Source organism: Chryseobacterium sp. W4I1, from assembly GCF_030816115.1.
Classification (GTDB): Bacteria; Bacteroidota; Bacteroidia; order Flavobacteriales; family Weeksellaceae; genus Chryseobacterium.
Window position 1 is genome coordinate 4,347,869 of the sequence record NZ_JAUSXQ010000001.1, and the last position, 13,359, is coordinate 4,361,227.

Below are 13,359 nucleotides of genomic sequence, written 5' to 3' on the forward strand. Positions count from 1 at the left end.
CCTTTTGTGGTTGAAAAATGAATGTTTACCCATTCAAAAGTATTTCTATTTAAAAAAATCAACTTAAAAAATCAAAATGAAAATTTATAAATTTTTATCATTATTCTTTATTGCCTTTACCTTTTTCACTGTTTTATCATGTAGTAATAATGACGACGATGATACGGTATCAGATGTCACTCCGGGAAAGCTCCAGGTAAAATTTGAAAACGGCTTTAATAATTTAGGAGATATCGTTCTCAATCAAACCACCCAGAACTCTTCAGGCGGGCAGAAGCATCAGTTTTCTACCCTGAAATATGTGGTCAGCAATATCACATTAATTGATGAAAACGGGGGTGAGTTCAAATACCACTATAATGATCCGGATAAAGGGGCTTTCATCGTAGATCAGGCAGAAGCTGTGGCCGGAATCAACTACATCAACCTTACGGAGATTCCTAAAAACAATTACAGGAAAATCAGGATAGGCTTGGGAATCAGTCAGACAGCTTACCTTATCGGTCAGGACGGTCAGGGGGGGGTATTCTGGCAAAAGGCTAAAACTGCAGGAATGGCCTGGTCATGGGCTGCAGGTTATATATTTACCAAGTTGGAAGGTAAATATGGAAGCTCTTCTCCGTCCACTGAATTTATGAATCACTGTGGAAATATGGGGAATACAGCGGCTAACAATACCGCAGATCTCTATCGTGAAATCACCCTTGATTTGCCAACAACGGCAAGAGTGACCAAAGACATTACACCTTCCATTCATATTCTGGCAGATCTTAATCAGTATTTAAGCGGGACCACTGCATTAACATTAAATGGCACCAATGATATGGTCATGGGATCTAACCAGCATTTGGTTAATGTGACCAATAATATTTCAAGAATGTTCAAAGTAGATCATGTTCATAATGATTAATGCAGCAGCAATATCCAAAAGGGGGCAGTTCCGTCCTCTTTGGATCTCCTTTATTTTTATCGTACTGACATTTTCATCTTGTTCCGATGAGGTTATTGAGCCTTTGGAAAAAGATAAAGCGTACAATATGGAAATGCCTTCTGGTTTTCCTGAAATAACATTTGATATTACGGGAAATCCCATCACGGTAAACGGAGTAGCGCTAGGAAAAAAACTATTTTATGAAGGAAGATTATCAAGAAACAATACCATTTCCTGTGGATTCTGTCATATCCAGGAATACGCTTTTACCCATCACGGACATCCTGTAAGTCATGGAATTGATGATAAACTGGGAATCAGAAATGCGCCACCCATTCAGAACATGGCCTTTCTTAGAAATTATACCTGGGACGGAGTAAGCCACCATCTGGATGAAAGATCACTGGTACCCATTACAACCGATTTTGAAATGGACAGTTCTCTGCCGGAAGCAGCAGGAAAGCTTAATGCTGATGCAAAATATAAAAAAATGTTCGCAGCCGCCTTTGGAGACGAAAATATTACAGGCGACAGAATTCTGAAAGCATTGTCACAGTTTATGGCAACAATGGTTTCTGCGGATTCCAAATATGACCGGTACAAAAAAGGGAATACAGTTCTTAGCAATGAAGAAATCCAGGGAATGACACTGTTTCAGAAGAAATGTTCCTCCTGCCACAGCGGAGAATTATTTACCGACGAGAGTTTTAGGAATACAGGAATGTACTACAATACCCAGTTCAAAGATGCCGGGCGTTACCGGGTTACCCTTGATCAGGTAGACTGGATGAAATTCCGTGTGCCAAGTCTGAGAAATGTAGAATATACTGCACCCTACATGCATGATGGAAGATTTTACACGTTGGAAGCAGTTCTGAATTTCTATTCGGATAATGTAGAAGACAATCCGAATCTTGATCCACAGCTGAAGCAGGACGAACACCTCGGAATTCCCATGAATACCCAGGAAAAGCAGTTCATCATCGCCTTTTTGAAAACCCTGTCCGATAAAACCTTTATTTCCAATCCAAAATTTGCAGAATGACCATGAACAGAATAATTTTACTATTAAGCCTGACTTTTTCATTAGTCTGTCAGGCTAAAACAATCAATGACAGTATTTATATTGCAGACGAAATTAATAGAATCGTACTGGAAGATTGCGATGCGTGCGGTTGCGCAGCAGGAAACGGGTCTTCCGGGTTTGAATCTTTGCTGAACCCTCAGTTTATCGGAATCAAATATTTTGCCCAGCATTATAAAGCCAAAGAAAATCTTTTTGTAAAAGATCTCACTCAGGATCAGTATTTCAATACACTGCAGGTTTGGGGGAAGATTCCATTGTCAGAAAAACTGAGTGTATACGCCAGCCTTCCATTTCATTTTCATGAGAAGAAAACAATGCAGGGCGATATCAACATTAATGGAATAGGAGATATGAACCTGATGGGAATTTACCGGATCATCAGTTCCAAAGATAATTTTCATCAGCTTAACGGTGGTTTGGGTGTGAAAATTCCTTTAGGGAAATTTGATGAAAAAGGAGCTTCCGGCGTCAATCCAAGTTTTCAGCTCGGAACAGGAAGCTGGGATTATCAGGCCGCTTTGAATTATAAATTTCAAAAAAATAAGCTTGCTGTGCTGGTCAATACAGATTATACGGTAAAAACCGAAAATAAAAAGAATTACCGTTTCGGAAACCAATGGAATTATGCAGCGACAGGTTTTTACCAGCTTGCGGCCAATGAAAACACCATTTTCTCTGCCAAAGCCGGACTTCAGGGCGAAGTCTACGATAAAAATAAACAGTTTGATGAAGAGTTGCCCAATACCGCTGGAAGTGCCTTGTATGGAAAACTGGGTTTTGAAGCTTCCTATAAAAAATTCAGTTTGGGAGGGGAAGTCATGCTGCCTGCGTATTCCAATCTGGCGGGAGGCGACATTGAAGCAAAATCCAGATTCAGTATTTTTATCAATTTTGGAATTTAATATCATGGTGGCTTCGGGAGTCTCAGCCACCAAATGCAGCTTATTTAATTTATTGCAATAGAAATTTGTACACTTCATAATATTTCAAAAAAAGGTGGCTGAGGTTCGAAGCCACCTTCTTCATATATTCTTAACTACCTGTTATTTCTCAAAGTATTGAGAATTAATTTATTATGCCATTGTTGCATATATTAAGTTATTTTCTATCTTTGCCGCAATCTGGTGCGCTGTAAAAAGCACTTAAAAGGGAATCCGGTGAAAATCCGGAACAGACCCGCTGCTGTAAGCTCCACATCAAAGTTTTTGAAGAGTATATCCACTGTTTTTTAATGGGAAGGATTTCAAAAACGGAGTAAGTCAGAAGACCTGCCGGAGGATGAACGTTTGATGCTTTCGTGGAATAAAGCTTAGGACAACAATGATTTTGTGCAGTGAGAACTGTGCTTTGTCTTTGCTATCTTATATCCATTAGCGTCTACATTATTCTAAATGAGCTAATGGTCAGAAAATTTGCTGCTTCACAGTTTAAAAAAAGTGTTATCACATTATTTGTGGCAGCATCTCAATTTCTATTGTCCCAATCCGGGGACACCATAAGAGAGAAAACCATTCTTCCTATTCAGCTTTACAAAAAAGATTTTAAAGAAATTCTTCCCGCACAGGTACTTTCCGGAGAACAGCTTGAAAGGCTGAACAGCCAGTCGGTAGCTGATGCATTAAGGTATTTTTCAGGAGTTCAGATCAAAGATTATGGCGGGATGGGCGGCTTGAAAACAGTGAATATCCGAAGTATGGGAAGCCAGCATGTGGGTGTTTTCTATGATGGTATCCAGCTGGGAAATGTTCAGAACGGAATCGTGGATCTTGGAAAGTTTTCATTGGATGATCTTGAAGCCATTTCTTTATACAACGGTCAGAAAAGTGAAATTTTCCAGCCTGCAAAGGATTTCGGATCTTCCGGATCTATTTATCTTCAGCCTAAAACACCTATTTTTAAAGGAGATAAGAAGACCAACTTAGCGGTGAAGCTGAAATTAGGCTCCATCAGTTTATTTAATCCTTCCTTCCGTGTGGAACAGAAGCTTTCAGATAGAGTTTCTGCAAGTTTCAGTTCAGAATTTGTACAGAGTGATGGATTGTATAAGTTTAAATACGAAAAGAAAAATTCTGACGGCTCCGTTGCCAACGATACCATTGCGAGAAGATATGATTCCTATATCCGTGCGAAGCGTTTTGAAGGGGCCTTAAACGGGACCATTAATGACGGAAGCTGGAGCGTACGTGGTTATGGCTATATTTCCGATCGTGGAGTTCCCACAGCCATTGTTAATAATAATTTCACGCCTAAAGGTCAGCAGATGCTGGATGAGAACTATTTTGTTCAGGCCAGTTTCCGTAAAAAATTATTTCCAAAATTCGAAACGCAGGTCAAAGCTAAATTTGCCTATGACTATACCCGGTTTTTAGATACGGTGAATGTGGCAACAACTGTTCTGCCGATAGATAATTCGTATGTTCAGAGAGAGCTCTATTTTTCCAATTCCAATATCTATTCTATTACTCAAAATTGGGATGTAAGTGCAAGCTTTGACTTTCAGTATAATAATCTCGATGCCAGTTTAAGGGATTTTTCATATCCTACACGATATACTTCACTCGTTGCTTTTGCTACGACCTACCAGTGGAACCGGTTTAAATTTTTGGGAAGCCTTCTCGGAACTTTTGTCCACGAAGAAGTGAAAATGAATTCAAAATCTCCAGATAAAACCGAATGGACTCCTTCCGCTTTCCTGAGCTATCAGCCCCTCAAATCAAAAGAATTCACTGTTCGGGCTTTCTACAAAAGAGTGTTCAGGATGCCTACTTTCAATGATCTGTATTACACCATGATCGGGAACGTGATGCTGAAACCTGAATACACAAACCAGTACGACGCAGGTTTTACCTATGAGAAACTCTATGACCATCAATTTTTTAAAGGCATCTATGTGAAAGTGGATGGCTATTATAATGAAGTAGAGAACAAGATTATCGCCGTTCCTACTACCAATCTTTTCAGATGGATGATGGTGAATTTGGGTGAAGTGAAAATTATCGGGGCGGACGTGAATGTTCAGGCTGAATTTGATATTAATAAAGTGAAACTGAAACCTTTGGTAAGCTATACCTATCAGCGCGCCGGAGATTATACCGATAAAACTGACGACTATTATGGCGACCAGATTTCCTATGTGCCGTGGCATGCCTTGACCTTTACCATGATGGCAGATTATAAAGACTGGAGTTTCAATTACAGTTTTATGTACACCGGAGAGCGCTATGATGCCCAGCTGAATAATATCAAAGCCAATTATCTTCAGCCATGGTATACGCATGATTTATCCGTTCAGAAAAAATTCAACTGGCATTCTCGTCAGATTAAAGCCGGTTTTGAGGTCAATAATGTCCTTAATCAATACTATGATATGGTCAGGAATTATCCGATGCCCGGAAGAAATTTTAAACTTATTGTAAGCTTTACATTATGAAAAAACTAAACTTTTGCCTGCTGGCTTTTACTCTTTTCTTCCTGTTCTCATGCAGGACAGATGACAATATAGTTCCTTCGGAAACAAAAGAGGTAAGCAACGGAGAAGATACTCCTATTAAAGGCTTTTATCTTCTGAATGAAGGAAATATGGGCAGCAACAAATGTACGCTCGATTATTTCGATTATGCGACAGGAAAGTACCGCAAGAATATTTATGGAGAAATCAACCCGAATGTGGTAAAAGAACTGGGTGATGTGGGAAATCATATCATGATCTACGGAAGCAAAATGTATGTAGTGGTGAACGTTTCCAATAAAATTGAGGTATTGGAAGCGAAAACAGCCAAACGAATCAAAACCATACAGCTGCAGAACTGCCGGTATCTGGCTTTTAAAGGCAATAAAGTCTATGCCAGCAGCTATGCCGGACCCGTTGAGCTGAATCCAAACTCTCCTCCGGGGAAAGTAGTGGAAATTGATACCACATCACTGAACATTGAAAGACAGGTTGTAGTAGGATATCAACCGGAAGAAATAGAAGTGATAGGAAATCAGCTTTTTGTGGCCAACTCGGGAGGATATATGTTTCCGAATTATGATAAAACTGTTTCTGTTATTGATCTGAACAGCTTTACCCAAACTAAAAAAATTGATGTAGCTATCAACCTTCACCGTATAAAAAAAGATAATTACGGAGATCTGTATGTGAGTTCCAGAGGTGATTATTACAATATTCCGTCCAGCCTTTTCCTGGTGGATGCTGCTACAGGAACCGTGAAAAAAGACTTTCATGTTGCTGTCAGCGGAATGACAATCGTAAATGACAAGCTGTATTATTATGGGAATGAATTTAATTACAATACCCATACATACGTCAAAACCTTCGGAATCATCGATGTAAAAACAGAGCAGGTCATTGCCAACAAAATTATCGATCAGCAATATGTTGACGAAATCAAAGCACCTTACGGAATTGCGGTAAATCCTTATACAGAAGACATTTATCTAACGGATGCGAAAAACTACGTAACCACCGGATATGTATACTGTTTCGACAAGACCGGGAAATTCAAGTGGAAAACCGAAGGCGGAAATATCCCTGCTCATTTTGCTTTTTTATATAAATAATCAGATCAGAAAGAATGGAAAGAAAAACGAAACTTATTTTAAAAACGGTACTTCTCTCTTCAGTTATGCTGGGAACTGCAGCCTGTAAAAGTGACAGTGAAGAAGTTGTTGAGGAAGTGACTTTTCCTGCGGAAGCGCTTAAAGAATCCTATACTGTTGACAGACTCAAACTTTTAAGTATAGATCCTAAAATTGAAGGAAAGCTGACATGGAGTATCAATGATTCTATCATTTCAAATGATTTGCAGTTGGATTTTGTGAGTTCTTATGCAAAAACTTATCCTTTGACCTTAAAGGTAGAGGTAAAAGGAGCCGAGAAAATTTATAAATCGACGGTCATTGTTAATAAAGAGCTTACGCCTTACAGCAAATATATTTCAGATGTCTTTGAATTTCGTCCCGCTGTAGGCCAGTTCATGAATGAAATCCCGGAATATACGAACGGAAATACAGAGACGGATATGATCAAAAAAGCAAAAGAATCACTGGTTGGAGGAAATTCCACCATGATTACGCTTGGAGGCTTTGGAGGGTATGTTGCTTTCGGCTTTGATCATACCATTCCCAATCTTGAGGGAAGGGATTTTAAAATTCTCGGAAATGCATTCTGGGGAAATAATGCCGGCACCACCAGATCGGGATCTTGCGAACCCGGGATTATAATGGTCGGCTACGATAAAAACAAAAACGGCAAGCCGGATGAAGATGAATGGTACGAAATTGCCGGTAGCGAATACTTTAAAAATACAACCAATAAAAACTACAGCATAACCTACTTCAAACCCAATGAAAACAAGCCCCCCGTTCCCGGAAGTGAGTTTTGGCAGACTGATGTGGAGTACATCAAATGGCAGGATAATTTTGGGAATTCAGGATTTAAAACTAAAAATACCTTCCATGCACAAAGCTATTATCCTTTATGGCTCTCAAATGCTTCTTACAGCCTGACGGGAACCAGACTAAAGGATAATTTTTACGACCAGAGCGGAACGGGGGCTTATTGGGTAGGAACATCTTACGAATACGGATATGCAGACAACGCTCCGAATAATGATGAAGCTTCAAACATCGATATTTCCTGGGCAGTGGACAAAAACGGGAAGTATGTAAAACTTCCGGGTATCGATTTTATTAAGGTGTATACGGGAATCAATCAGGAGGCCGGCTGGCTTGGAGAAGTTTCCACAGAGGTGGCGGGAGCCTATGACCTACATCTCAATTAAGACTACAGACAACAAAATTTAATAAATAAAGTTCAAAAATGAAAAAGTTTTACCTTTTTACCATGCTCTTTCTGTTTGCGTTCTTTACGAATGCGCAGGTAAAAGTGCAGGGTGTGCCCCGAAATGATATTCAGGGCAACAGCAACCAGCTGAATACGACTGTAACCACGAACATCAATTTCTCTGACATCCAGTTTTGGGTAGGAAGCGGTACCAATCAAGCTGCTTTTGCAGTACAGTGGAATGACAGTAAAAATCCTGATGCCTTGGTATGGGGATTCCGATGGAACGGCAATGCTACCGGAGAAGATATGATGAAAGCTATTGCAAAGGCAGATCACAGGTTTTTTACATTGCTTTATCCGGGCACACAGTTTGGAACAGCCATCGGAGGAATGGGATTTGACCTGAACGGACAGAATACCAATGCACTTTACAAAAATGGCAATACAACTTATCCTCTTTACCCTGTCAATGGTATTGTAAATACCGGGGCGTATGATTTCGATGATTTTACAGCTGCAGATGCCGGTGATCATTGGGGATCAGGATGGTACAACAGCTACTGGTCTTATTGGGTAAAAGATCCTACGGATGCAGATTTCGGATATTCAGGAGTAGGTGCTTCTTCCCGTGTGCTTCAGAATGGTTCATGGGATGTCTGGAATTTTAGCCCAGGACTGGCTTCTTTTCCTATTTCTTCAACGCTGACGCCAGTATCTGTTTCTGCTTCTTTTGCTTCTACCAATTTTACTGACGGGTTTTTTATGGTGAATGAAGAATGGTTCGGACATACCAACGGGTCTGTAAATTTCATCGGTAATAATGGACAGGTTAATTACCGTGTGTACAGCAATGCCAATAACAACCAGGCTTTTGGTGCTACAACGCAGTATGGAACCATCTACGGAGATAAATTCTATTTTATCTCAAAGCAGGCTGCAGATGGGGGAGATACACAATATACTCCGGGAGGAAGACTGGTCGTAGCGAATGTGCAAACGATGCAGAAAATTGCAGGATTTAATAATATCGGCGGCGGTGACGGAAGATCATTCGTAGGAGTTAATGAAAATAAAGGATATATCGGAGCGTCTAACGGTGTTTATGTATTTGATATTGCCAATTTACAGGTGGGAAGTCTCATCACCGGAACAGGTGGTGGCGGCCAATATGCCGGGCAGATCGGAAATATGATCCGTTCCTCTAAATATGTATTTGCCGTGAAGCAGTCTGCAGGGATTTTAGTAATTGATCCGGCAACTGATACTTTGATCAGTACAATTCCGGGATCTTTCCATTCTGTTGTTCAGGCAAAAGACGGTAGCATCTGGGCGATCCAGGATCAGAAAGTGGTGAATATTCATCCAACGACTTTTGTTACTACTTCATATACTATTCCAACCACTAAATATTTAGGCTCCTGGGGAGCATGGAATGCAGGAAGCTTTTCAGCGAGCAGCAAGCAGAATGTTTTATATTGGATCAATTCAGTTAACAGTTTCGTTTCAGGAACACAGATTGTAAAATTTGATGTAACGACAAAAACATTCAATGAAAATTTTGCGGCAATTCCCGGCCAGACAGGAACTTATAAGCAGATTCCATACGGAGCCGGACTTCGTGTGAACCCAACAACTGATGAGCTAATTCTTAACACTACTGAAAGTGGGTTTGGGGCACACTACCAGAAAAACTGGATCCATACTATTGGTGTTAACGGAGCCATTACCAATACAAAAACACTTGATGATTATTATTGGTTCCCGGCTATGGCAGTATTCCCGGATAATACACTTCCGACGGTGAGCAGTACCTTCCCATCACAGGTTAATCTAAGCAGTGCTTCTGTAATTGACCTGAAAACAGTAGTTTCTGACGAAGATAATCTTTCATCTGCGATTGTAAAATCAATTAAATCCAATTCTAATCCTGTGGCAGTTTCTGCAGTGATTAATGCGAATGACGAATTGGTTTTAACTCCGGTTGCTTCAGGAACGGCAGATATTAAGATCAGTTTTAATTCAAATGGGAAAGTAATAGAAAAACTGCTTACTGTCAACAGTACAACTTCTACTCTAGCTACCGCGGAAGTGAAGAAAATTGAATTCAGTATTTACCCGAATCCGGTGACAGATATTTTAACGCTTAAAACTCAGGAAAAAATCCTGAATGTTACCATTTATGATGCTTCCGGAAAATCAGTAAATGCACAGCTGAACAACGGACAGATCAATGTAAGCATGCTTCCGAACGGAGTGTATATTCTAAAAGCTGTAACAGATAAAGCAGCATATCAGCAAAAGCTGATCAAGAAATAACCATCACAGTCTATATATTTCAATGAACCGGCGGCCCATTTGGGCCGCCGGTTTTTTCTTTAAACAGGAGTGGAAAAAGGTTCCGGCAGGCTGAAAGCCTGCCGGAACCAATCTGTTATGTATCTTTTTATTATTTGATAATTACCTTTTTAGAATATGTTTTTCCTTCTTTTGTGGTAAGGTTCATGATGTATACTCCTTGTGGCTGTTTTGTTTCAAACGTGTTTGATGTCAGCCTGAAACGGAATACCTCTTTTCCTGAAGTATTGGTTAAAGTAACTTCCGAACCTGCTGCAATAATATTTTTGTTAAGAGTAAACTGTCCGTTCTCACTGTGAGCTAGGAAATTGATGAACGGATCTTTGTACTGATAAGCATAATATACTCTAAGCTCACCGCCTACATTCAATAATCCTGAATTCACATTGATTTTGACACGGTCAAAAGGAATGTTCATGGTAAGCTCAATTTCACCTTTGCTTGGGTCTCCGGCTCCAAGGTTGATCAGTCCATTGTTAAGACTTTGGTAATCGTTGTTGGAAACATTACCGTTAAATGTTTCAATTGATACTCCTCCCAATAGTTGAGCAGATAGTGGAGTGCCATTTGAACCAATTCCAATCACAAGCTTGTTGGTGTTGTTTGCAATATTAGTCGTTGGAAAGATCAATGTCTGTTCCGTTCTCGCCAAAAGGCCTACTGAAACCTGGATAGTTGAGTAGTCAGTTTCGTTACTTCCTACTGCATTTTGAGGATTCAATACTCCGCAGCCTAAGCATACTCCGAATACCTGATTGGTTTGACTGCTTGCATAGGTCTTCACAATCTGTGCAAAAGTCATCGTGCTTGTTAAAAGTAGGAATGATGTCAGAACTGCTGCTTTCATCGTGCGTTGGGCATGTAATAAATAAGTTTTCATATGTATAAATTTTGGGTTTTAGTTTTTTATAAATTTATAAATAAAATGATTATGTTGTTTAATTTATTTCATATTTATGTGAATTGTTAATAGTTTGTTTATATTTATGATTATGAATTGTTTTAATTTAATCACTTATTTTTTATATTTCTCTGAAAAATGGCTGAAAAAAAATACGGTAGACTTAAAATCTGCCGTATTTATTGTATTGCTGATTTAATTATTTGATTGAAATTTTTCTTGAATATGTTTTTCCTTCTTTAGTTTGTACATTCATGATATAAACACCTTCAGGCTGTCTGGGTTCAAAAGTGTTTGATTTTAATGTAGAACGAAAGACTTCTTTTCCGTAGATATTGAACAAGGTTACTTCTGAACCTTCTACCGGAACATTTCCTCCAAGACTAACCTGACCGTTTTCACTGTGAGCCATTATGCTGATCAGTGGATCCTGGTAAGCATAATAAATTCTGAATCCGCCGCCAAGGCTTAATACACCTCCGCTCAGTCTTATTTTAACTGCATTATAAGAGCTGGCAGGAGTAAGTTCAATAGTTGCTCTGGAAGGATTGTCTGCGAGCTTCAGTAAACTGCCGCTTACCATTTGGCTGTCATTGTTAGCAGTTGTTCCGCTAAATGTTTCGATGTATATACCGCTTAGAAGCTGAACGGTAAGAGGAATATTATTCGTACCGATGCCAATCACTAATTTAGTGTTCGTTCTCACTTCAGGAAATCTCAAAGTTTGCTCAACACCACCCAGCAAAACGGTACCCATGACCATGGTAGAATAGTTGTCTTCATTATCTCCTACGGCATTCAGAGGATTCTGTACGGCACATGCCAGACATACTCCATATACGTTGGAGAGCTGATCGTGTGCGTAGATTCTGCTTTGTGCCTGTGAACCGTTTGACTGGAAGATAAAGCCTAGAAATAATGCCGCCTGGAACAGACGTCTCTTTGAAAGTAAAATAGATTTCATGCTATGATAATTTTGGTTAATGTTTTACCCAAATTTAAGCATAAAAGTATGGGTGAGCAATATTATTTCCATTTAATGTGAATTATATAAAGACCTTATTTCTTCCGTCCTTTAATATTAGGTAAAAAAGCGGTTATGATTCCCATAAGAGGTAGAAACGCACAGATTTTAAATACATATTCTATACTTGTGTCATCGGCTACTGCTCCCAAAACGGCTGAACCAATTCCGCCCATTCCAAACATAAAACCAAAAAATAATCCCGCTACCAATCCTATTTTATTAGGCATAAGATCCGTCGCATAAACTAGGATCGCTGAAAAGGCTGATGCAATGATTAAACCAATTAAAACAGCAAATACAATCGTCCAAACTAAAGAAAGATAAGGAAGGCAAAGCGTAAATGGTGCGGCTCCCAAAATAGAAATCCAGATGATCTTTTTTCTGCCGTATTTATCTCCTAATTTCCCGCCCAAAATAGTTCCTACCGCAACCGCTGCAAGAAACATAAATAAATAGAGCTGGGAATCCTTCACAGAAATATGGAATTTATCAATGAGGAAGAACGTAAAGTAGTTCGTCATTGAAGCCAGATAAATGTATTTCGAGAATACTAAAGCCAAAAGAACACTGATTGAAAATATAACTTTTTTTCTGGACAGCTGAATCTCAATAATATCATTCGGGTGTTTAGCAGATTTCTTTAGTGAAAGTCTTTCTGCATACCAGTTTCCGATTCTCCACAATACAATGATCCCTATAAAAGCGGCGATTGCCACAAGACTCACATAGCCTTGTCCTAAAGGAAGAATAATTAATGCAACCAACAGAGGTCCAATAGCGCTTCCGGAATTTCCCCCTACCTGGAAAATAGATTGGGCAAGTCCTTTTTGTCCGCCAGATGCCAATTGTGCCACCCTCGAAGCTTCAGGATGGAAAATGGATGATCCCATTCCAATTAATGCAACAGAAATCAGGATCATATAATATTGATGAGCCGCTGCCAAAAGCAATAGGCCGGCCATCGATAGTCCCATTCCTATCGCTAAAGATCTAGGATTTGGGTTTTTTATCTGTATAAATTCCAACGAACGGCTGTAAAATAGAAGCGGTCAACTGAAATACCAGGGTGATAATACCAATCTGGGCAAATGATAAACTAAATTCTCCTTTCAGAATTGGGTATAGTGAAGGAATAGTCGATTGGATCAGGTCGTTCAGAAAATGTGAAAAACTGATCATAAATAGGATAGGATAAACAATTTTAGTCGTGTCAATGGTTTGGGTCTGTACTTTTTCCATAAAATTTAAATTTCAAATTCATCAGGTCATC

The 13,359-nt window shown here is 39.4% G+C and carries 11 protein-coding genes and 1 riboswitch; of the genes, 7 read left to right on the forward strand and 4 right to left on the reverse strand.

What is annotated here, in order from left to right; translation table 11 throughout:
• Positions 1-76 precede the first annotated feature (76 nt).
• The 7 genes from QF044_RS20220 to QF044_RS20250 all read left to right on the forward strand — a co-directional run bounded on the left by QF044_RS20220 (position 77) and on the right by QF044_RS20250 (position 10,122).
• A complete protein-coding gene (locus QF044_RS20220; protein WP_307271277.1) occupies positions 77-910 on the forward strand; it encodes an MbnP family protein in 834 nt (277 codons plus the stop codon).
• Positions 894-1,976 (forward strand): cytochrome-c peroxidase, encoded by a 1,083-nt coding sequence (locus QF044_RS20225; protein WP_307271279.1) that lies wholly within the window; start codon positions 894-896, stop codon positions 1,974-1,976. The genes QF044_RS20220 and QF044_RS20225 overlap by 17 nt, the downstream gene beginning before the upstream one ends.
• A 2-nt stretch (positions 1,977-1,978) precedes the next feature.
• Positions 1,979-2,920, forward strand: a complete 942-nt coding sequence (locus QF044_RS20230; protein ID WP_307271282.1) for a transporter — start codon at positions 1,979-1,981, stop codon at positions 2,918-2,920.
• A gap of 203 nt (positions 2,921-3,123) precedes the next feature.
• Positions 3,124-3,309, forward strand: a riboswitch (cobalamin riboswitch).
• 108 nt (positions 3,310-3,417) lie between these two features.
• Positions 3,418-5,448 (forward strand): TonB-dependent siderophore receptor, encoded by a 2,031-nt coding sequence (locus QF044_RS20235; protein WP_307271286.1) that lies wholly within the window; start codon positions 3,418-3,420, stop codon positions 5,446-5,448.
• Positions 5,445-6,578 carry a YncE family protein gene (locus QF044_RS20240; protein ID WP_307271288.1) on the forward strand — a complete coding sequence of 378 codons (1,134 nt, stop codon included), beginning with the start codon at positions 5,445-5,447 and terminating at the stop codon, positions 6,576-6,578. Before QF044_RS20235 ends, QF044_RS20240 begins: the two co-directional genes overlap by 4 nt.
• A gap of 14 nt (positions 6,579-6,592) precedes the next feature.
• Positions 6,593-7,801 carry a cell surface protein gene (locus QF044_RS20245; RefSeq protein ID WP_307271290.1) on the forward strand — a complete coding sequence of 403 codons (1,209 nt, stop codon included), beginning with the start codon at positions 6,593-6,595 and terminating at the stop codon, positions 7,799-7,801.
• A gap of 38 nt (positions 7,802-7,839) precedes the next feature.
• Positions 7,840-10,122 carry a DUF5074 domain-containing protein gene (locus QF044_RS20250; protein ID WP_307271292.1) on the forward strand — a complete coding sequence of 761 codons (2,283 nt, stop codon included), beginning with the start codon at positions 7,840-7,842 and terminating at the stop codon, positions 10,120-10,122.
• Between the two features lie 130 nt (positions 10,123-10,252).
• Here QF044_RS20250 and QF044_RS20255 read toward each other — a convergent pair whose 3' ends face one another.
• The 4 genes from QF044_RS20255 to QF044_RS20270 form a co-directional block, all read right to left on the reverse strand.
• Positions 10,253-11,041, reverse strand: a complete 789-nt coding sequence (locus QF044_RS20255; RefSeq protein WP_307271294.1) for a T9SS type A sorting domain-containing protein — start codon at positions 11,039-11,041, stop codon at positions 10,253-10,255.
• A 220-nt stretch (positions 11,042-11,261) separates the two neighbouring features.
• Complete coding sequence (locus QF044_RS20260) at positions 11,262-12,026, reverse strand: T9SS type A sorting domain-containing protein (protein WP_307271297.1); 765 nt, start codon at positions 12,024-12,026, stop codon at positions 11,262-11,264.
• Between the two features lie 95 nt (positions 12,027-12,121).
• Complete coding sequence (locus QF044_RS20265; RefSeq protein WP_307271299.1) at positions 12,122-13,114, reverse strand: MFS transporter; 993 nt, start codon at positions 13,112-13,114, stop codon at positions 12,122-12,124.
• Positions 13,080-13,328, reverse strand: coding sequence for a hypothetical protein (locus tag QF044_RS20270; protein WP_307271301.1), 249 nt, complete (start codon positions 13,326-13,328; stop codon positions 13,080-13,082). The genes QF044_RS20265 and QF044_RS20270 overlap by 35 nt, the downstream gene beginning before the upstream one ends.
• Between the last annotated feature and the right edge of the window lie 31 nt (positions 13,329-13,359).

What these genes read in the sequence shown, in the direction of transcription:
- QF044_RS20240 (WP_307271288.1), top strand. Translation starts at nt 5,445, where the DNA reads ATGAAAAAACTAAACTTTTGCCTGCTGGCTTTTACTCTTTTCTTCCTG.
- QF044_RS20260 (WP_307271297.1), bottom strand. Translation starts at nt 12,026, where the DNA reads ATGAAATCTATTTTACTTTCAAAGAGACGTCTGTTCCAGGCGGCATTA.
- QF044_RS20230 (WP_307271282.1), top strand. Translation starts at nt 1,979, where the DNA reads ATGAACAGAATAATTTTACTATTAAGCCTGACTTTTTCATTAGTCTGT.
- QF044_RS20245 (WP_307271290.1), top strand. Translation starts at nt 6,593, where the DNA reads ATGGAAAGAAAAACGAAACTTATTTTAAAAACGGTACTTCTCTCTTCA.
- QF044_RS20270 (WP_307271301.1), bottom strand. Translation starts at nt 13,328, where the DNA reads ATGGAAAAAGTACAGACCCAAACCATTGACACGACTAAAATTGTTTAT.
- QF044_RS20255 (WP_307271294.1), bottom strand. Translation starts at nt 11,041, where the DNA reads ATGAAAACTTATTTATTACATGCCCAACGCACGATGAAAGCAGCAGTT.
- QF044_RS20225 (WP_307271279.1), top strand. Translation starts at nt 894, where the DNA reads ATGTTCATAATGATTAATGCAGCAGCAATATCCAAAAGGGGGCAGTTC.
- QF044_RS20235 (WP_307271286.1), top strand. Translation starts at nt 3,418, where the DNA reads ATGGTCAGAAAATTTGCTGCTTCACAGTTTAAAAAAAGTGTTATCACA.
- QF044_RS20220 (WP_307271277.1), top strand. Translation starts at nt 77, where the DNA reads ATGAAAATTTATAAATTTTTATCATTATTCTTTATTGCCTTTACCTTT.
- QF044_RS20250 (WP_307271292.1), top strand. Translation starts at nt 7,840, where the DNA reads ATGAAAAAGTTTTACCTTTTTACCATGCTCTTTCTGTTTGCGTTCTTT.